The following is a 19,858-nucleotide window of genomic DNA, read 5'->3' on the forward strand; positions in this document are numbered from 1 at the left end:
GGTAACGACCATGCCGCTCCCGCGCCTCCTGCCCCCGCTGCTCCTGCTGACCCTGCTTGCCGGCTGCACCGTGGGGCCCGACTACCAAAGGCCCAGCGCCCCGCTGTCGACGCAATTCAAGGAGGCGGCCGGCTGGAAGGCCGCCCATCCGCGCGACGACCAGGCCAAGGGCGCCTGGTGGCAACGCTACGACGATCCCCAGCTCAGCGCCCTGCTGACCCAGGTGGCGGTCTCCAACCAGAACGTCGCCCAGTACCAGGCGCTCTATCGCCAGGCACGCGCCCTGGTCCGCGAAAGCCGCGCCGAGACCCTGCCCAGCGCCACCCTGGACGCCAAGACCACCCGCAGCGAGAACGCCAGCAGCAGCGACAGCGGCAGTGCCAGTGCCGGCGGCGCCACGGTCAGGAACGCCGACAGCCTCAGCCTCGGCCTGAGCTGGGACCTGGACCTCTGGGGCCGGCTGCGCCGCACCCTGGAAGAAGACCGCGCCAGTGCCCAGGCCAGCGCCGCCGAGCTGGCCAACGCCACCCTCAGCGCCCAGGCGGAACTGGCCCAGGACTACTTCCAGCTGCGCGTGCTGGATCGGCGTCTGGCGCTCTATGAGCAGACCCTGGCCGATTACCGACGCTATCTCGCGGTGATCCAGAACAAGTACGACGAACAGCTCGCCTCCCGTGCCGATCTCGCCCAGGCACGGACCCAGCTGGAGAGCGCCGACGCCAATCGGCTGGCCCTGACCACCCAGCGCGCCCAGCTGGAACACGCCATCGCCCTGCTGCTGGGCAAGCCGCCCGCGGACTTCGCCCTGGCCGCCGATCCCCGGTGGCAGGCCCGGCTGCCGGACATTCCTGCCGGCCTGCCCACTGCCCTGCTGGAGCGCCGCCCGGACATCGCCCAGGCCGAGCGCCAGGTGGCCGCCGCCAATGCCGCCATCGGCGTGGCCACCGCCGCCTACTACCCCGACCTGACCCTGAGCGCCAGCGGCGGCTACCAGAGCAGCCTGCTCGGCGAGCTGCTCAAGACGCCGAGCCGCTTCTGGTCACTGGGACCGACCCTCTCCGGTACCCTGTTCGATTTCGGTGCCACCCGCGCGAGCGTCGACCAGGCGCGCGCGGCCTACGACGCCAAGGTGGCGAGCTACCGGCAGACGGTGCTCACCGCCCTGGGCGAGGTGGAAGACGACCTGGTGGCGCTGCAGGTGCTCGGCCCCGAACTCGCCGCCCAGCGCCGCGCCGTGGCCGCCGCCCGCGATTCGGCCAGCGTGACCCGCGACCAGTACGAAGCCGGCATCATCGACTACCTGGACGTGGCCACCACCCAGGCGACCCAGCTGAGCCAGGAGCAGAGCCTGCTGCAACTGGAATCCAGCCAGCTGGTAACCAGCGTCCAGCTGCAGATGGCGCTGGGTGGCGACTGGCAGGCCGCGCGTCTGGCCGACGCCCCCTGAGAACCTGTTCTCGATCTCGCGAGCTAGAGACAAACAAGGCCTAGGCGGCCCCACGAAAATAGCTGAGGAAGCGGATCGCACTCGCGTTCGAGTTTACGAGTGGTAAATGAGCATTCCGAAGCCATTTTCAACGCCGTTTGGCCGACGCGCAGCAGATCAAGAATAGGTTCTGACAGCCACCCGTGGAGCTGCTAGCGTGCCCTTACCTTCCGCCGTCGAGATCCGCATGGGCCTGCTGCGTCTGTCCCTTTCCGCCAAGGTCTTTCTCGCCGCCCTGGCGCTCTGCGCCTTCGCCGTGCTGGGCATGGCCTGGGCCTCCTACCTGAGTTTCTCGCGGGATTTCCTCGGCTATCTCAACGGCCAGGCCGAACAGCGGCTGGATGCCCTGGTACCGCGCTTCGAGCACGCCTACGCCGAGCATGGCGACTGGAATTTCCTGCTCAACCAGCACCCGCCCGAGGCCTGGATCCAGCTGCTGCGCCCGGAATTGCCCGCCAATACCAGCGTCCGCCCCTCCCCGCCGGTGTCGGATCTCACCGGCGCCTTTCTGCGCTTCTCGCTGCTGGATGCCGAGCATCGCTACCTGATCGGCTTTCGCGACCTGCCGCCCGTCCCGCTGTTGCGGGCCATCCACTGGCAGGGCCGGGTGGTCGGCTGGCTGGCGCTGACGCCCTTCGAGGCGGTCATCAGCGACGGCGACCGCCGCTTCCAGCAGAGCCAGATCCGCTCCAGCCTGGTGATCGCCTTCGTCTGCCTGTTGCTGGCCGCCGCCCTGGCCTGGTGGATCGCCCGCACCCTGCTGCGCCCGATCCGCACCGTGGCCGGCGCCACCCATCGCCTGGCGGCCGGCGACTACGGCATCCAGCTGCCCATCCGCTCCGCCGACGAGGCCGGCCAGCTGGCCCAGGACTTCAACCGCCTGGCCCGCGTCCTGGCCAGCAACGAGCTGCAGCGCCGCGCCTTCATGGCCGACATCTCCCACGAATTGCGGACGCCCCTGGCGGTGCTCAGGGGTGAACTGGAAGCCATGGAGGACGGGATCCGCCCGCTGGATGTGAGCGGGCTGAAGTCGCTGCAGACCGAGGTCGGCTCGCTGAACAAGCTGGTGGACGATCTATTCGAATTGTCGCTGGCCGAAGTCGGCGGCCCCACCTACCGCCACGAAGCGCTGGACCTGGCGACCCTGCTGGCGCTGACCGCCGATGCCTGGCGCCCGCGCTATCGCCAGGCCGGCCTGGAACTGCGGCTGGAGCTGCCGGATACCCCGCTGCTGATCCGCGGCGATGAGGCGCGCCTGGGCCAGCTGTTCTACAACCTGCTGGAGAACAGCCTGAGGTACACCGAAGCCCCTGGTCAGGTGCACCTTTCCGCGCGCCAGGTCGGCAACCGGCTGCAGGTCGATCTGCAGGACTCCGCGCCCGGCGTTCCCGCGGCCGACCGCGAACGGCTGTTCGAGCGGTTCTACCGCGTCGAAGGCTCGCGCAGCCGCCGCAGCGGCGGCGCCGGCCTGGGCCTGGCCATCTGTCGCGGCATCGCCGAGGTGCATGGCGGTCAGCTGCAGGCCAAGGAATCACCGCTTGGCGGCCTCTGGCTCGAACTGCGGTTGCCCGCCCTCGCTGACCGGAGCCCGGCATGAGCCAGACCATCCTGCTGGTGGAAGACGAACCCAAGCTCGCCGCCCTGCTGGGTGACTACCTCAAGGCCGCCGGCTTCACCTGCGACTGGTACGCCGACGGCGAACAGGCCCTGGCCGCCCTCCGCGCCACACCACCCGACCTGCTGCTGCTCGACCTGATGCTGCCCGGCCTCGACGGCCTGGAGATCTGCCGCGCGGTACGCACCTTCAGCGCCCTGCCGATCATCATGGTCACCGCCCGGGTCGACGAGATCGACCGCCTGCTCGGCCTGGAACTGGGCGCCGACGACTACATCTGCAAACCCTTCAGCCCGCGCGAGGTGGTGGCCCGGGTCAAGGCCGTGCTGCGCCGCAGCAGCGTGCCGGACGGCCGGCCCGCGCCCAGCGGCCTGCAGCTGGACACCGAGACCTACCAGGCCAGCTTCAACGGGCGGCCGCTGGAGCTGACCCCGGTGGAATTCCGCCTGCTGGCGACCCTGGCCCAGCACCCCGGCAAGGTGCTTTCGCGCGACCAGTTGCTCAACCACTTGCACACCGACTACCGCATCCTCACCGACCGCACCGTCGACAGCCACGTGCGCAACGTCCGCCGCAAGCTGCACCGCCTCGACCCGGACTGCGAGCTGATCCGCTCCATCTATGGCGTGGGCTATTGCGTGGAGACTTGACCCGCTCAGCCTGCGCTCGACCAGGCCGCACTCGCCGATCCCAGCCGCGTAGCCGGCCGCTGCCAGTGCAGGCGCAGGTCGCCGATCTGCAGCGGCGGGCGCAACCGCTGCGCCGGCCCCCAGGCGGTGCGCTCGGGGGTGGCATCGTAGTCGGCGTCCTGCACGCCGGTATAAAGGGGCGCGCAGGCCACGGCGGGATGCTTGGTCAGCAGGCAGGCGGTACGCGCCAGCGACAGGCGCGCGCTCAGCACACGGCCCTCGCGCAGGCGACCGGTGAGGCCGCGGATGACCGCGGCCGCCATCAGGTAACCGGTGGCGTGGTCGAGGGCCTGAACCGGCAAAGGCACCGGCTGCTGCGCCTGCTGCCAGTCGCGCCCGGCCGCGGCGATGCCGCAGGACAGCTGCACCAGGCTGTCGTAGCCGCGCCGCAGGGCCCAGGGCCCGGTCCAGCCGTAGGCGCACAGGGACACGTCGATCAGCGCCGGCTGCAATGCCCGGCGCTGGGCGGCACCATAGCCGAGCCGCTCTAGAGCGTCGGCGCGATAGCCGTGCACCAGGACATCCGCCTCCTCCAGCAAGGCTTCGAACACCCGACGGTCGGCCGGCCGGCGCAGGTCCAGTCGCGCGCAGCGCTTGCCCAGCGTCACCTCGGGTGCCTGGGCCGGTTCGTCCCAGTCGGGGGGATCGATCCGCAGCACCTCGGCGCCCAGCCCGGCCAGCAGGCGGGTGGCGATGGGTCCGGCGAGGATGCGGGTCAGGTCGAGGATGCGAATGCCCTGCAAGGGGCGTTGTGGATCGGGGCGCCAGTCGCGCGCGATGGCAATGGCTGTCCATTCCTGGGCGATCAGGGATTCGGCGCGCACCGCTTGCCCCTGGGGATGCGCTTGCCACTCCGCCTGGGTGCGCAGCCTGGCCGCGCAGCCACCCGCCGCGACAATGGCCGTCTCCAGGGCTTCGCCAGGCCAGTCGGCCATGGCCTCGGCGACGGCAGCCTGGCTATTGCCACAGCCCAGCACTGCGAGGGCACGCTCCCGGTGATGAGGCGCATTGGCGTGCAACCGTAGCCAGCCGTCGCGGGTACGGTAGTCGCCGGTGATCGCATCCCAGACGGCGGGCAATTCCCAGCCCAGGGAACGCAGGGAGGTCTTGAACCAGGCCGCGGCCAGGTGCCGGTCCACCTGCACCGGCAATCCGGGTGCCCCTTCGGCCAGCAGATCGGCGGCGGCCAGGCCGGCGACCCCGATCGCCGCCGTGGCGAGGTCGCTGACCGGAAAGCAGGAGGCCAGGCTGTCGTTGCCCCGGACCTGCAGGGTTGCCGCCTGGGCGGCAGACAGATCCAGGGCGGTGACGAGTTCGTCGAGCAGGGATTGAAAGACGGCAGGCGTACGGGACGGGTGGGTCAAGGCAAGGTCCTCCGCGGCAGCAGGCAGTGCTCTCACAGTAGCCCTGCCTGCGCGAGCAGGACACCGGCGTTCGTCCGTCTACCGTCCAGCCCGACACGGGGACAAATCGCCCTCTGCCTGGGTCTCCCCTTCATCAGCCCACCCACGCTATCGGGAGACCCCATGACCGCACGACAACTCCTCATCGCCGGCGCCAGCGGCATCATCGGCCAGGCCGTGCTGGACGCCTTCGCCAAGGCCGGCTGGTCCATCACCACCGTCGGCCGCTCGCGACAGGCACCCAGTCGCTTTCCTCATCTGACCGCCGACCTGCTGGACCCGGCCAGCCTGGCCGCGGCCAAGGCCGATCTCGCCGGCGTGACCCATCTCTTCTACAGCGCCCTCAAGCCCAACCCCGACCCGGGCGTCGAGGCGGACGAAAACGCCGCCATGCTGGAGAACCTGGTCGCCGCGGTACGGGATGCCGGCGCCCCCCTGGCCCGCATCACCTTCGTCCAGGGCGGCAAGATCTACGGCGCCCACCTGGGGGTGTACAAGACCCCAGCCCGCGAGGATGACAGCCGCCACTTCCCGCCCAACCTCTATTTCCGCCATGAAGACTTCGTGCGCAGCCTGGAGGCCGACGGCATCCGCTGGACCGCCCTGCGCCCCGACATCGTCATCGGTCACTCACTGGGCTCGGCCATGAACCTGGGCAACCTGATCGGTCTCTACGGCGCCCTGTGCAAGGCGACCGGCACCGCCATGCAATTCCCCGGAACCGAGCAGGCCTATCGCGGCGCCCTGGTCAACGTCACGGCCGCGCCGCTGCTGGGCGAAGCCGCGGTCTGGGCCGCCGAAGAGCAGCACGATGGCGCCTTCAACCTCACCAACGGCGATGTCTTTCGCTGGAGTCACGTCTGGCCACAGCTGGCCGACTGGTTCGGGCTGGACGTGGGCGAGCCGCAACCCATCTCCCTGGCCCAGCGCCTGACCGCGCTGAAGCCGCTCTGGCAGACGCTGGCGCAAGGGGAAGGACTGGCCGAGGCCAATCCCGAGCGGATTGCGCCCGGGGCCTTCGGCGACTTCATCTTCCATGTCGAGAAGGACGCCATCTTCGATGTGACCAAGGCGCGGCAGGCCGGCTTCGGGCAGATGGTCCTGAGATCGGACGAGGTCCTGCTCGCGCACCTGGAGGACATGCGTCGGCGGCGACTGATTCCCTGAGGCATCCCGCACCGTCCCGATAGAGGCAAAACGCCCGGGACGACATGCGGTCTCAACCCCAACGTCTCGCCATTGGAGTCCTACCTTGTACGCCGACACCCTCACCTGGGGCCATGGCCCCCGCACCTTCGAAGTCTTTCTCGAGCCCACCTGCCCCTTTTCGGTCAAGGCCTTCAACAAGCTCGACGACCTGCTGACCCAGGCCGGCCCCGAGCGGATCACCCTGAAGATCCGCCTGCAATCCCAACCCTGGCACCTGTTCTCCGGGGTGGTGGTGCGCTGCGTGCTGGCCGCCGCCACCCTCGACGGCGGCAGGGAAAGCGCCAAGGCGGTGCTGGCCTCGGTGGCGGCCCATCGCGAGGAATTCGAGTTCAAGGATCACGCCACCGGACCCAACCGCGACGCCACGCCCAACGACATCATCGCGCGCCTGGAAGGCTACAGCGGCCTGGCCCTGGCCGACGCCTTCGCCAATCCGGACCTGCAGCACGCCATCAAGTGGCACTGCAAGTACGCCCGGCAGAACGGTATCCATGTCTCGCCGACCTTCATGATCGATGGCCTGGTGCAGCCCGATATCAGCAGCGGGGATTCGGTCGCGGACTGGCTCGCTCGACTGGGTTGAGCAGCAGGCCCAGGGTCGAGAGGCGGCGTAGCCTGACCACTCGCGCTATGCTCGGCGGCCCCGTCCCGACCCGAGACAGACCCTTGATGGCCCTGCCCGCTGGAGCCTCATCCTGGAAGCCCTGAGCGTCTACCTGGGCCTGGCCGCCCTCGCCTTCGGCGCGGCCACCCTGTTGCCCCTGCAATCGGAAGCGGCCCTGGCCGGGCTGCTGCTCACCGAGCGCTATGCCACGGCGCTCCTGCTGCTGGCCGCGACGCTGGGCAATGTCGCCGGCTCGACGCTGAACTGGTGGCTGGGCACCCACCTCGAACGCTTTCGCCAACGCCGCTGGTTTCCGCTGTCGCCGCAACGTCTTGCCCGTATCCAGGCGGCCTACCAGCGCTGGGGCTGGTGGTCGCTGCTGCTCAGCTGGATGCCCGTGATCGGCGATCCCCTGACCCTGGTGGCCGGGGTGATGCGCGAACCGCTGTGGCGCTTTCTACTGGTGGTGACCCTGGCCAAGGCCACGCGCTACACCGTGGTCTGGGGTCTTGCCCTGGGTTGGCGCTGAGTCGGCCTGGCTATCGTTCGCTAACCAAGCTGACGCCGGCGGCGCCACAACCAGCGCGTTTCCACGGCGGCGAGATCGGCAAGCGGAATCAGGTCAGCGGGAATACGACTGCAGTTCGACAGGTTGAACACCTGGCGACCCGCGGCGCGCATCGCGGTCTGCATGACCTGCAGGCCGGGCAGGATGCGACTGTGCAGGTGCTCGTCGAGGCCGCAGGGCGACGCCGGCGAGCGGCCATCCTCGTAGAACCGCGGACGGTCGCTGTCGAGATCGACGCCGGCAAGATAGATCTCGGTGAATCCCAGGTGATAGGCCAGTTGCAGGGCGATGAAGGCCACCGTGCGGACATCGAAGATGCCGTAATCCAGGTTGCAGCTGAAGCCGATATCCCGGGCGCGACGACTGAACCAGGCAGGCAGCCGTTGCGCCTGTTCCTGTTCGGCGCCCAGGTGGTGCTCCAGGCGTGTGGCTGGCGCGCGGTGCAGCGGATGCGCCTTGGCGGCCAGTTCCGCGGGCAGGGCCTGGATGGCTTTCGGCCAGAGTGCCAGCCGGGTGGCCCGCTCCAGTCCCTGTCGATAGAGCTCGGGTTGCTGCTGCGCGAAACTGAGATCGCTGCAGACGTAGAACAGCGGACTCAGGGGACTGCCCAGCAACTTGGCGATGGCGCCATTCATGGTGATGACCGGAATGTCCCGCCAGACCGGCAGGTTGAGCCTGCCCGCCGACGGCCCCGAGGCCAGCAGCAGCACGGGGCCGCGGTAGGCATTGCGCCAGGCGGCGAAGGCGCCAGCGCTCGAACTCACAGCTTCGGTCGGGCGGAACGAGAGGGGTGAAAGGTACAAGGTACGACTCCTCGGAGTGACGATGACCAGACCTGGCGCGCCGATCGACCACTAGCGAACGCGCCACGTGACAGGGCCCAGCACCGGACAGCGCTGCGGCCCCGTCGCCCATTGTGCGTGAACCTGCCACTGCTGGATTTCTACCCCAGGTAAAAGTCCGTCGCCACCTTGTATCCGGATCCTTACAAAGTCCGGCGTTGAGTCGTGACCGCTGCTGCCTTGGCGCCTCCCAGGCTGGATACTCTGGCCAGCCTGGGAGGCCTTGCCGCTAGGAACCGCGGTAGGTGCTGAAGCCGTAGGGGCTGAGCAACAGCGGGATATGGTAGTGCTGCTCTGGCTGGGTGACGTCGAACACCACCGGGATCTCAGGGAAAAAGGCGCTGCGGCCCTGCTGGCGATAGTAGTCGCCGGTCTTGAAGACCACCCGGTACTCGCCCTTCTCGAAGGTCCTTTCCTTGGGGAACAGCGCCGGCACCCGGCCCTGCTCGTTGGTGACCTCCTCCGCCAGCGGCTGCCAGCCCTGCCCTACCTGGCGCTCCAGGGTCACGTGCACCCCCGCCGACGGCTTGCCGTCCTCCAGGTTGAGCACGTGGACACTCAGGGGATTGGGCGCGGCGACCGCGAAGCCGGACAGGGCCAGGCCACACAACAGCACGAACGTCTTCATGGAGATTTCCTTCAAGGATGAGAGGTGAGGTTGAGGTGTCCAGCGGCCGCCAGCGCACAGCGCTCGTCCGCCCCGCCACCGCCGGCACCGGCGATGCCCAGGGCGCCGACCAGCTGGTCGCCTTCGTAGAGGGGGATGCCACCGCCGAGCAGCAGCAATTCGGGCAGGGTGATTAGGTTGGCCGCATCCGGGTTCTGCCGGGCGCGCTCGGCCAGCGCCTGCGACGGGGTGCGGGTGGACAGGGCGGTAAAGGCCTTGCGCCGCGCCGCCTCGGCGTTGTGCGGTCCGACGCGGGTATCGCGTTGCAGGAGGATCAACTGACCGCTGCGGTCGAGCACCGCCAGCGCGGCGCTGCAGGGCGCGGCCTGCGCCAGTCGCTGCGCGGCCGCGAGGTCGAGATCAGGGTGCTGCGGCAGCGCCGCCTGCGCCTGACCGAGGGCGGCAGCGCCCAGCAGCGCGAGGGTGAGAGAGGAAAGAAAGCGCGACATGATTCGAGGTCCAGGAGATGACCCCGCCAACCTATCCTGATCACTCGGTCAGGAACGGGTACTGCAGAATGACAGTTTTGTCAGAAGGATCAGCGAGATAGCTGTCCCGACCCGACAGCGTCACCCCTCGCCCGCAGCGTTAACATTCCTGCCTCGCGGCGAGTGGGTAACGCGCCGAGGCTCCCGTTGCCTTGATCCCTCTCTATTGCCAGCGACCCGAGTCGACAGTGGCCTCACGAAGGGCCGTTGCTTTCCAGAGGTGCGCACGCTCATCGACCACGTAAAACCATCGGGTCGCTATTGATCGATTAGATCAAAACATGCTTTATTGTGATCAGAACAATCACAAGGTAGGCATGACCATGAAATTCCGCGGCATCGTTCCCGCCCTCGTTACCCCCTTTGACGCCCAACAACGTGTCGATGAAAACGCTTTGCGCGGTTTGATCGAAAACCTGATTGGCGCCGGCGTCCACGGCCTGTTCGTATTGGGCACCAACGGCGAGTTCTTCGCCCTCTCCGAAGCCGAAAAGCTGCGTATCGCCGAGCTCACGGTGGACGCCGCGGGCGGCCGGGTCCCGGTCGTAGCCGGTACCGGTGCCTTCGCGACGCACGAAGTGATTGAACTGAACAAAAAGATGGCGGATCGCGGCGTCGATGCCCTGTCGGTGATCACGCCCTACTTCAATGCTGTCAGCCAGAAAGAGCTGATCACTCATTACGAAGCCATTGGCGACGCCTCCCCACTGCCGCTCATGCTCTACAACATTCCGGCCAAGACCGGCATGTCGATCGGCATCGGCGCCGTGGCCACCTTGAGCCAGCATCCGCAGATCAAGGGGATCAAGGACAGCGCGGGCAACTTCGACGCCCTGGTGCAGATGATGAAGTACCGCAGCGATGACTTCGCCGTCTTCGCCGGTACCGACTCCCTCATCTACTGGAACCTGCTGGCCGGCGGCGATGGCGCGGTGGCCGCCACGGCCAACGCGGTACCTCAGGTCGTCATGACCATCTGGAACGCCTTCCAGGCCGGCGATCACGCCACAGCCCGCGCCGCCCAGGAAAAGCTGCGGCCGCTGCGCGATGCCTTCGCCCTGGGCACCATGCCATCGGTACTGAAGAAGGCCGCCGACCTGCTCAACGTCCCGGTCGGCCCCTGCCGCGCTCCGGTCGCGCCGCTGGACGAAGCCACGGTGCACAAGCTCGAAGGCCTGCTGGCCATCTATCGCGACTGACCCGGAGCGCCCATGTCCCTCTATCATTTCCAGACCGTCAAACACCTGGTCCACGGCGCCGGCGCCCTGGATCAGCTCGGCGACAAGCTCGCCCTCCTCGATGTCCCGCTGCGCCGCGTGGTGCTGGTCACCCAGAACGCCATGCATGGCCTGGGCGTGACCGAGCGCGTCAAGGCGCAACTGGCCGCCCGCGACATCGACGTGGCCGTCATCGACAACGTCGAGATCGAGCCGACCCTCGAGAACATCGAGCAGGTCTTTCGCGAACAGGTCTCGCCGCGCCAACCGGACGCCCTGCTCGCCATCGGCGGCGGCTCGGTGCTGGATGCCGCCAAGCTGTTCGCGGTCATGCTCACCAACGAGCAGTCGCTCAGATCCATGCTCGGCATCGACCAGGTCGCCCGCGCCGGGCTGCCCACCGTGCTGGTCCCGACCACCGCCGGCACCGGCTCGGAAGTCACGCCCAATGCCATCGTCACCCTGCCCGACGAAGAGTTGAAAGTGGGCGTGGTCAGCCGCCACCTGCTGCCCGCGCTGGTGCTGCTCGATCCGCTGCTGACGCTGAGCCTGCCCAAGGCCATCACCGCGGCTACCGGGATGGATGCATTCACCCATTCGCTGGAGTCCTTCATCTCCAACAAGGCCAACCCGGTCAGCGATACCTTTGCCCTGGAGTCCATGCGCCTGATCGCCGGCAGTATCGTCGAGGCCTATCAGCAGCCGGACTCGGTGCGCGCCCGCAGCGACATGCTGCTCGGCTCCACCTACGGCGGCGTGGCCCTGACCGCCGCCGGTACGGCCGCGGTCCATGCGCTGGCCTATCCCCTCGGTGGCAAGTTCCACGTCACCCACGGGGTGGCCAACGCCATGCTGCTGCCCCATGTCATGGCCTTCAACCTGGACAGTTGCGCGCCGCGCCTGAAGCGCGCCGCCATGGTCTGCGGCCTGGCCCGCGCGGAAGACAGCGACGAAGCCGCCGCGCACCAGCTGATCGAGCAGATCGCCGCCTGGACCGCCACCCTGGAAATCCCCCAGGACCTGGCCGCCTTTGGCGTGCGCGAGGAGCATCTGCCGGAGATGGCCGTGGCGGCCTCCAAGGTCACTCGGCTGATGGTCAACAATCCCAAGCCGCTGAGCCTGGACGACATCCAGGCGCTGTACCGGCGCCTGCTGCCATGACCCGCCTGCTGATCCTAGCCGACGACCTCAGCGGCGCCGCCGACTGCGCCCTGGGCTTTGCCAAGGCCCAAGCGACCCGGGTGCTGCTCGACGCCGAGGCCCTGGACGCCCAGGCGCCGGTGACGGCACTGGATCTGGACAGCCGTCGACTGGATGCGCGTGCGGCGGCCGCACGCCACGCCGCGCTGCTCGGGCACCCGGCGTTGGCGGGCGCCGCGCTCTACAAGAAGATCGACTCCACCCTGCGTGGCAATGTCGCCGCCGAGGTGGCGGCCCTCACCCCGCGCGGCCTGGCCCTGGTCGCGCCCGCCTACCCGGCACTGGGCCGCACCACCCTGGGGGGTATCCAGTACCTGGACGGCGTACCGGTCGACCAGACCGATGTCTGGCGCAACGAAGGCCTGACCGGCAGTGCCGATCTGGTTGCTCAACTGACCGACCACGGCGTCAGCTGTGCGCGGCTGGATCTCGCCACCCTCCGTCAGCCGGTGGCCCTGGCCGCCGCCCTGCGCCGCGCGCTGGACAGTGGTCTGCCCGCGCTGGTCTGCGACGCCGAGCGGCAAACGGACCTGAAGGCACTGGCCCGGGCTTCCGCGCCCGTGGCGCAGCAGCTGTTCTGGGTCGGCTCCGCAGGCCTGGCCGAGGCGCTGCCCGCTGCCCTGGGCCTGACCGGCCACACCGCCCTCCGTCCCCCGAGCGACGGCCCGATCCTCACGGTGGTGGGCAGCATGTCGCGTCACTCCCAGGCCCAGGCCGAGCGTCTGGTGGCGGGGAGCGGCCAACACTGGCAGCGGCTGGCCCCTGCCTGGCTGCTGGATCCGCAGCGCGCCGCCGAGCGTACCGCGCTGGCCACGGCCCTCGCTCGGCAGCTCGCCCGCGGCGAAGACGTCCTGGTGAGTCTTGACCAGCAGGCCCGCGACCCGCGCCAGGCCGTGGCCCTGAGCCAGGCCCTGGCCGAACTGCTGCAGCCCGCCCTGCAGGAGGCCGCCGCCCTCATGGCCACCGGCGGCGAAACCGCTCGCGCCCTGCTCGCCCAGGCCGGCATCACCGCGCTGGACCTGCACGGCGCCCTCGCACCGGGCGTGGCCCTGGCCAGCACCCGCTGGCGTGGTCGCGCCCTGCGGGTAGTGACCAAGGCCGGCGGCTTTGGCCAACCCGACACCCTCCTCGACGCCTGGCGCCACCTGCGCGCCAGCCTACCCGCACAGGCCGCCACGGCCTGCCTGCAGAAGGAAGCCCACCATGTCTGAACGTCCCGTCATCGGCATCACCATGGGTGACGCCACCGGCGTCGGTCCCGAAATCATCATGAAGTCCCTGGCCCACGCCTCGGTCTACGACAGTTGCCGGCCGCTGGTCATCGGCGACGCGGGTCGCCTGGAGGATGCCAATCGCATCGTCGGCGGTCGCCTGCAGATCAACGCCATCGAGCGGCCCGATCAGGCGCGCTTCCAACCCGGCGTGGTGGATTGCATCGACCTCGGGATGATTCCCGCCGACCTGCCCTACGGCAAGCTGTCCGCCCTGGCCGGCGACGCCGCCTATCGCTACATCGAACGCACCGTGCAGCTCACCTCCGCCGGTGAACTCGATGCCATCTGCACCGCCCCGCTGAACAAGGAAGCCCTGCACGCGGGCGGCCATATCTTCCCGGGCCATACCGAGCTGCTGGCGCACCTCACCGGCACCGAGGAGGTGTCGATGATGCTGATGACGCCAATCCTCAAGGTCATCCACGTCACCACCCATATCGGCATCATCGACGCCATCGCACGCATCGAGCCGGGCCTGGTCAAGCGCACCATCGAACGCGCCCACGCCACCCTGCAGCGGGCCGGCATCCAGGATCCCCTGATCGCCGTCTGCGGCATCAACCCGCATGCCGGCGAGAACGGCCTGTTCGGCTACGGCGAAGAAGAAACCAAGATCCAGCCGGCCATCGACGAACTGCGCGCCCGTGGCTGGCGCGTGGAAGGCCCGCTGCCTGCGGACACCCTGTTCTTCCGCGCCGGTCGCGGCGATTTCGACTGCGTGGTGGCCATGTATCACGACCAGGGCCACGGCCCGGTCAAGGTCATGGGCCTGGAAGCGGGCGTCAATGTCACCGTCGGCCTGCCGGTGATCCGCACCTCGGTGGACCACGGCACCGCCTTCGACATCGCCGGTAAGGGCATCGCCGACGAGCGCAGCCTCATCGAGGCGCTGCGCCAGGCCACCGAACTCGCCAGCCGGCACCGCGCCAGCCAGGCCGCCTGAGGAGCCTGACCATGAAAGTCGTCTGCACCTCGCCGTCCTTCGCCAAGTACTCCCGGGAACCGCTCGAGCTGCTGGCCCGCCACGGCATCGACGTGGTGACCCTGCCCGCCGACATCGATGCCGAGGATTTCATCGCCGCGGCCGCCGATTGCCAGGCGGCCATCACCGCCTTCAACGTCTTCGACGCCGCCACCTTCGCGGCCCTGCCGCAGCTGCGCCTGGTGTGCAAGCACGGCGTCGGGGTCGACAACATCGACCTGGACGCGGCCCGCGCCCATGGCGTGACCGTCTGCAACGTGCCCAACTCCAACCGCCATGCGGTGGCCGACTACACCTTCGCCCTGCTGCTGGCCTCGGCCCGCCAGGTGGCCCGCGCCGACCGCGAAACCCGCGCCGGCGAGTGGCCACGGCTGTTTGGCGCGGATGTCCATGGCAAGACCCTGGGCATCGTCGGCCTGGGCAGCATCGGCAAGGAAGTCGCGCGGCGCGCCAGTGGCTTCGCCATGCGCGTCATCGCCCATGACCCCTATCCAGATCAGGCCTTCGCCGACCGCGAACGCATCGAGTTTCGCGCCCTCGACGAGCTCCTCGCCGAAGCCGATTTCGTCACCCTGCACATCGGCCTGTCCGACGCCACTCGCCACCTGCTGGACGCACGGCGACTGGGCCTGATGAAGCCGGGCGCCCACCTGATCAACGCCGCCCGCGGCGGCATCGTCGATGAAGAGGCGCTCTACCAGGCACTGCACAGTGGCCACCTGGGCGGCGCAGCTCTGGACGTGTTCGAGGACGAGCCGGCCAACCAGCACCCGCTGTACGGGCTGCCCACCGTGGTGGTGTCACCGCACATCGCCGGCTACACCCCGGGCGCGCTGGACATCCTCAGCCTCACCTGCGCCCGCAACGTGGTCGCCGCCCTTACCGGCAGCACCACCCTGGAGTCCGTCGTCGTCGCCCCCTGCCCCCCCTACCCCTTTCGGAACCTGATCATGGATAACAACAACAAGGCCACCAGGATTCGCTGGATCATCGCCGGACTGATGTGGACAGCGATCGCCATCAACTATATCGACCGGGTGGTGCTCTCCGCCGCCGCGCCCTTCATCAGCAAGGAATTCGCCCTCAACGCGACCGAGATGGGGCTGATCATGTCGGCCTTCTTCTGGTCGTACGCCCTGCTGCAGTTGCCCGCCGGCTGGCTGGCCGACCGCTTCGGTCAGAAGGCCACCCTGGGCGGCGCGGTGCTCTGGTGGTCGCTGGCGACTGCCCTGACCGGCCTCGCCACGGGCTTCAAGTCGCTGTTCGCCTTGCGCATCGGCCTGGGCATCGGCGAGGCGGCGGCCTACCCGAGCAACGCCGGCATCACCTCGCGCTGGTTTCCCGACAAGGAGCGCGCCACCGTCTCGGGCATCTTCGACAGCGGTTCCAAGTTCGGCGGCGCGGTGGCCATGCCGCTGATCGTCGGCCTGATCGCACTGTTCGGCTGGAAGCTGACCTTCGTCATCAGCGGCGCCCTCGGCATCCTCTGGGCCCTGGCCTGGTTCGCCTTCTACCGCAACGATCCGGAAGACCACCCGCGCATCAACGAGGCCGAGCTGCGCTACATCCGCGAAGGCCAGCGGCGCCGCGAAGGCAATGGCGAGAAGCCGGCCATGCGCTGGTACGAGCTGCTGCGCTATCGCAACGTCTGGGCCATGTGCCTGGGCTTCTTCTTCATCAACTACAACTCCTACTTCTTCATCACCTGGCTGCCCACCTACCTGGTCAAGGAAAAGGGCATGGACCTCATCTCCATGGGCTTCATGGCGGCGCTGCCGCTGCTGATCGCCATGGTGGTGGAAGTCTTCGCCGGCTGGCTGTCGGACCGCATCTACCGCAGTGGCCGCTATTCGCTGACCACCATCCGCAAGACCTTCCTGATCGTCGGCCTGCTGATGGCCTCCTGCATCGGCCTGGCCGCCTTCGCCGAGTCGGCCTGGATCGCCATCGTGCTGCTGTGCATCGCCAAGTCCGGCACCACCGTGGCCGCCACCCAGGTGTGGGCCATGCCCGGGGATATCGCCCCGCGCGGCATGACTTCGATGCTGGCCGGCCTGCAGAACTCGGTTTCCAACATGGGCGGCGTGGTCGGCCCCATCGTCACCGGCTTCATCGTCGCCACCACCGGCTCCTTCAACATCGCCCTGCTGTTCTCGGCGGCGCTGATCGTGGCGGCCATCCTCAACTACCTGTTCCTGCTCGGCCGGGTGGAACCCATCGTCACCGACGACGACCCGGAGGCGGACCTGCTGGGCGCCGGCCAACCCAGCCACTGACGTTCCTCGTTCAGGGCGCCGGCGGCCTGTCGGCGCCCTGTGAAAAAGCTCGTACAACAACAACACGGAGCGATTTCCATGCAGACGTTCGACGTGCAAAGCACCGCCATCATCATCGGGATGGTGGTGGTCTACACCCTCTTCACCACCTGGCTCAGCATCCGCCTGCGCAGCCGCACCAGCGGCGAATTCATGGTGGCCGCGCGCAGCATGCCGGCCTTCGTGGTGGGCATCCTGATGATGTCGGAATTCATCGGCGCCAAGTCCACGGTGGGCACCGCCCAGGCCGCCTTCGAGAGTGGTTTCGCCGCCTCCTGGTCGGTGATCGCCGCGGCCATCGGCTTTCCACTGTTCGGCCTGCTGATGGCGCGCAAGCTCTACGCCTCCGGCGAATTCACCATCTCCGGTTTCATCGCCCAGAAGTACGGCCTGTCCACCAAGCTGATGGTGTCGATCATCATGATCTACGCCCTCCTGCTGGTGAACGTGGGCAACTACGTCAGCGGCGCCGCGGCCATCGCCACGGTGCTCAAGATCAACCTGCCCACCGCGGCCTTCATCACCGCCATCGTCAGTACCCTGTACTACGCGTTCGGCGGGCTGAAGAGCGTGGCCTACGTCAGCATCCTGCACACCGCGGTCAAGTACGTGGGCGTGCTCATCGTCACGGGCGTGGCCCTGCACATGACCGGTGGCTTCACCCCGGTCATGCAGAACATGCCGGAGCACTACTTCACCTGGGACGGCGCCATCGGCGGCAGCAAGATCTTCGCCTGGATCATCGGTACCGTCGGCGCGATCTTCTCCACCCAGTTCATCATCCAGGCGATCTCCTCGACCAAGGATGCACGCGCCGCGCAACGCTCCACCTTCCATGCCTCGCTGCTGTGCATCCCCATCTCCCTGGCGCTGGGCTTCATCGGGGTCGCGTCCAGGTACCTGCATCCGGAAATGAGCAGCCTCTACGCCCTGCCGGTCTTCCTGCAGTCGATGCACCCGGTGCTGGCCGGCGTGGTGACCATTTCCCTGGTCGCCTCCATCTTCGTCAGCGTCAGCACCGTGGCCCTCGCCATCGCCTCACTGGTGGTACGGGACTTCTACGTGCCGCTGCGCAAGCCGACGCCCGAGCGTGAATTCAAGGCCACCCGGGTGATCTCCCTGATCATCGGCTTCGTGCCGCTGTTCTTCGTGTTCTTCGTGCCCGAGATCCTGAACCTGTCGTTCTTTACCCGGGCGCTGCGCCTGTCCATCGCGGTGATCGCCATGATCGCCATCTACCTGCCGCTGTTCGCCACCAATCGCGGCGCGACCCTGGGCCTGCTGGCCTCGACCATCACCACCAGCGTCTGGTATCTGCTGGGCAACCCCTATGGCATCGACAACATGTACGTTGCCCTGGCGACGCCCGCCATCGTCGTGGTCATCGAACGGCTCTTCCCCCAGTCCGCCGCCAAAGCCGCCCCTGCTGAGGTCCCCCATGTCCATCACTGAAATCGCCATCGCTGGTCGCCAGGACAGCTTCCTGCCGACGCCCTATCCGCAGAACCACGCCGCCAACCTGCTGGCTCAGCCGGACGGCACCCTGCTGTGCACCTGGTTCGCCGGCACCCAGGAAGGCAAGGCCGACATCTCGGTGCTGCTGAGCCGCCGCGATCCGGTCACAGGTACCTGGAGCGATCCCGTACAGCTGTCGGACGACCCGACTCGCTCCGAGCAGAATCCCATCCTGTTCCAGGCGCCGAACGGTCCGCTGTGGCTGCTCTGGACGGCCCAGCTGGCCGGCAACCAGGACACCGCCATTGTCCGGCGTCGGCTGTCCACCGATGGCGGCCACAGCTGGGGCCCGATCGAGACGCTGATCGACACCCCCGGGACCTTCGTCCGCCAGCCGCCAGTGGTGCTGGACAACGGCGACTGGCTGCTGCCGATCTTCCACTGCATCGCCCGCCCCGGCGAGAAGTGGGTGGGCAGCCATGACACCAGTGCCGTGCTGATTTCAAACGATCAGGGTCGCAGCTGGACCGAACATGCGGTGCCCGAGAGCAGCGGCTGCGTGCACATGAATATCCAGCTGCTGGGTGACGGCAGCCTGCTGGCGCTGTTCCGCAGTCGCTGGGCCGACTTCATCCATGCCAGCCGCTCCCAGGATGGCGGTCGCAGCTGGAGCGCACCTACCCCGACGGCCCTGCCCAACAACAACTCATCCATCCAGTTCGTTCGCCTCACCAGCGGCGAACTGGTGGTGGCCTACAACCCCACCAGCGCCGCCGACTACAGCGAGCGCCGCGCCTCGCTCTATGACGAGATCGACGATGGCGACAGCCGCGTCGATCCGGTGGCGAAGGACGGTGAACGCAGCGCTGTCTGGGGCGTGCCACGCGGTCCCATGAGCCTGGCCGTCTCCACGGACGAGGGTCAGAGCTGGCGGCGTCTGGACGTCGAGGCCGGCGATGGCTACTGCCTGACCAACAACTCCACCGAGAAGCTCAATCGCGAGTATTCCTATCCGAGCCTGGTGCAGGCGGCCGACGGGGATGTGCACCTGGCTTTCACCTACTTTCGTCAGCGCATCAAGCACATCCGCCTGCCGCTGGCAGCGCTGCGTTAGAGGAGACGGCGATGACAACTCAGCCTCATGCCCTGATGACCGGCGTCAGCTCCGGCATCGGCGCCGCCATCGCCCAGCGCCTGCTCGCCGAGGGCTGGCGGGTGACTGGCCTCAGCCGCCGCCCGCCCGAGCACAAACATCCGGCGCTGACCTGGATCGGCGTCGACCTGGCCGATGCCCAGGCGCTGGATGCCGTGCTGGCCGACATCGGCCCGCTGGACGCCATAGTCCATGCGGCCGGCTTCATGCGCACCGCGCCGCTGGGCGCCCTGGACCCGGCCGATGGCGCTGCCATGTGGCACCTGCACGTCGCCGTGGCCAGCCGACTGGTGGACCGCCTGATCGAGCGCCTCGCCGCAGGCGGTCGTATCGTGCTGATCGGCAGCCGTACCATGCAGGGTGCCGCTGGACGCAGCCAGTACGCCGCCACCAAGGCGGCACTGGTGGGTCTGGTGCGCTCCTGGGCGCTGGAGCTGGCGGCGCGTGGCATCACCGTGAACCTGGTGGCGCCTGGGGCGACCGAGACGCCCATGCTGCGTGATCCGGGTCGTGCCGGCACGCCGCCGCGGCTGCCGCCGCTGGGCCGCTATGTGCAGCCTGAAGAGGTCGCGGGCCTGACCGCCTTCCTGCTCGGCCCGGATGCCGGCGCCCTCACCGGCCAGACGCTGACGGTCTGCGGCGGCGCCTCGCTGTGATGTGGGGGAAGCACGACTGCGCTAGAGTAGCGCGG

General features: G+C 68.3%; 18 protein-coding genes. 14 read left to right on the top strand and 4 right to left on the bottom strand.

Translation table 11 applies throughout. From position 1 onward, the window contains the following. Positions 1-10 precede the first annotated feature (10 nt). From PVZ72_RS02950 to PVZ72_RS02960, 3 genes are all read left to right on the top strand, one after another. Positions 11-1,447 carry an efflux transporter outer membrane subunit gene (locus tag PVZ72_RS02950; protein WP_208694636.1) on the top strand — a complete coding sequence of 479 codons (1,437 nt, stop codon included), beginning with the start codon at positions 11-13 and terminating at the stop codon, positions 1,445-1,447. Between the two features lie 235 nt (positions 1,448-1,682). Further along, positions 1,683-3,083: an ATP-binding protein gene (locus PVZ72_RS02955; protein ID WP_273861258.1), complete on the top strand. Its 1,401-nt coding sequence runs from the start codon at positions 1,683-1,685 to the stop codon at positions 3,081-3,083. Continuing rightward, on the top strand, positions 3,080-3,751 hold the full coding sequence (locus PVZ72_RS02960; protein WP_273861173.1) for a response regulator: 672 nt from the start codon (positions 3,080-3,082) through the stop codon (positions 3,749-3,751). The genes PVZ72_RS02955 and PVZ72_RS02960 overlap by 4 nt, the downstream gene beginning before the upstream one ends. Before the next feature lie 5 nt (positions 3,752-3,756). Here PVZ72_RS02960 and PVZ72_RS02965 read toward each other — a convergent pair whose 3' ends face one another. Next, a complete protein-coding gene (locus tag PVZ72_RS02965; RefSeq protein WP_273861174.1) occupies positions 3,757-5,154 on the bottom strand; it encodes a CoA transferase in 1,398 nt (465 codons plus the stop codon). Between the two features lie 162 nt (positions 5,155-5,316). Between PVZ72_RS02965 and PVZ72_RS02970 the strand changes: the two genes are divergently transcribed. The 3 genes from PVZ72_RS02970 to PVZ72_RS02980 all read left to right on the top strand — a co-directional run bounded on the left by PVZ72_RS02970 (position 5,317) and on the right by PVZ72_RS02980 (position 7,535). Next, positions 5,317-6,360 (top strand): SDR family oxidoreductase, encoded by a 1,044-nt coding sequence (locus tag PVZ72_RS02970; RefSeq protein WP_273861175.1) that lies wholly within the window; start codon positions 5,317-5,319, stop codon positions 6,358-6,360. Between the two features lie 85 nt (positions 6,361-6,445). Further along, the gene (locus PVZ72_RS02975; RefSeq protein ID WP_273861176.1) at positions 6,446-6,985 is read left to right on the top strand and encodes a DsbA family protein; all 540 of its coding nucleotides are present in this window, start codon (positions 6,446-6,448) and stop codon (positions 6,983-6,985) included. 112 nt (positions 6,986-7,097) lie between these two features. Beyond that, positions 7,098-7,535, top strand: a complete 438-nt coding sequence (locus PVZ72_RS02980) for a YqaA family protein (RefSeq protein WP_273861259.1) — start codon at positions 7,098-7,100, stop codon at positions 7,533-7,535. A 20-nt stretch (positions 7,536-7,555) separates the two neighbouring features. Here PVZ72_RS02980 and PVZ72_RS02985 read toward each other — a convergent pair whose 3' ends face one another. The 3 genes from PVZ72_RS02985 to PVZ72_RS02995 all read right to left on the bottom strand — a co-directional run bounded on the left by PVZ72_RS02985 (position 7,556) and on the right by PVZ72_RS02995 (position 9,532). After that, positions 7,556-8,377: a lipopolysaccharide biosynthesis protein gene (locus PVZ72_RS02985; protein WP_273861177.1), complete on the bottom strand. Its 822-nt coding sequence runs from the start codon at positions 8,375-8,377 to the stop codon at positions 7,556-7,558. Positions 8,378-8,645: 268 nt separating this feature from the next. Continuing rightward, positions 8,646-9,044, bottom strand: coding sequence for a hydroxyisourate hydrolase (gene uraH, locus PVZ72_RS02990; protein WP_273861178.1), 399 nt, complete (start codon positions 9,042-9,044; stop codon positions 8,646-8,648). 11 nt (positions 9,045-9,055) lie between these two features. Further along, complete coding sequence (locus PVZ72_RS02995; RefSeq protein WP_273861179.1) at positions 9,056-9,532, bottom strand: GlcG/HbpS family heme-binding protein; 477 nt, start codon at positions 9,530-9,532, stop codon at positions 9,056-9,058. A gap of 362 nt (positions 9,533-9,894) precedes the next feature. On the opposite strand from PVZ72_RS02995, the gene dapA reads away from it, so the two are divergent. The 8 genes from dapA (at position 9,895) to PVZ72_RS03035 (ending at position 19,823) form a co-directional block, all read left to right on the top strand. Continuing rightward, positions 9,895-10,770, top strand: coding sequence for a 4-hydroxy-tetrahydrodipicolinate synthase (dapA, locus tag PVZ72_RS03000; RefSeq protein ID WP_150340685.1), 876 nt, complete (start codon positions 9,895-9,897; stop codon positions 10,768-10,770). A 12-nt stretch (positions 10,771-10,782) separates the two neighbouring features. After that, positions 10,783-11,949: an iron-containing alcohol dehydrogenase gene (locus tag PVZ72_RS03005; protein WP_187978854.1), complete on the top strand. Its 1,167-nt coding sequence runs from the start codon at positions 10,783-10,785 to the stop codon at positions 11,947-11,949. Then, positions 11,946-13,199 carry a four-carbon acid sugar kinase family protein gene (locus PVZ72_RS03010; RefSeq protein ID WP_273861181.1) on the top strand — a complete coding sequence of 418 codons (1,254 nt, stop codon included), beginning with the start codon at positions 11,946-11,948 and terminating at the stop codon, positions 13,197-13,199. The genes PVZ72_RS03005 and PVZ72_RS03010 overlap by 4 nt, the downstream gene beginning before the upstream one ends. Further along, positions 13,192-14,205, top strand: coding sequence for a 4-hydroxythreonine-4-phosphate dehydrogenase PdxA (gene pdxA / locus PVZ72_RS03015; protein ID WP_273861182.1), 1,014 nt, complete (start codon positions 13,192-13,194; stop codon positions 14,203-14,205). Before PVZ72_RS03010 ends, pdxA begins: the two co-directional genes overlap by 8 nt. Before the next feature lie 11 nt (positions 14,206-14,216). Next, entirely contained in the window at positions 14,217-16,520 is a 2,304-nt protein-coding gene (locus PVZ72_RS03020) for an MFS transporter (RefSeq protein ID WP_273861183.1), read from the top strand. A gap of 78 nt (positions 16,521-16,598) precedes the next feature. Next, positions 16,599-18,011, top strand: coding sequence for a sodium:solute symporter family protein (locus PVZ72_RS03025; protein WP_273861184.1), 1,413 nt, complete (start codon positions 16,599-16,601; stop codon positions 18,009-18,011). Beyond that, the gene (locus PVZ72_RS03030; RefSeq protein ID WP_273861185.1) at positions 17,998-19,128 is read left to right on the top strand and encodes a sialidase family protein; all 1,131 of its coding nucleotides are present in this window, start codon (positions 17,998-18,000) and stop codon (positions 19,126-19,128) included. Before PVZ72_RS03025 ends, PVZ72_RS03030 begins: the two co-directional genes overlap by 14 nt. A gap of 11 nt (positions 19,129-19,139) precedes the next feature. Continuing rightward, on the top strand, positions 19,140-19,823 hold the full coding sequence (locus PVZ72_RS03035; RefSeq protein ID WP_273861186.1) for an SDR family NAD(P)-dependent oxidoreductase: 684 nt from the start codon (positions 19,140-19,142) through the stop codon (positions 19,821-19,823). Positions 19,824-19,858: the final 35 nt, after the last annotated feature.

The organism is Pseudomonas sp. LA5 (assembly GCF_028640825.1).
GTDB lineage: Bacteria > Pseudomonadota > Gammaproteobacteria > Pseudomonadales > Pseudomonadaceae > Chryseomonas > Chryseomonas aestiva.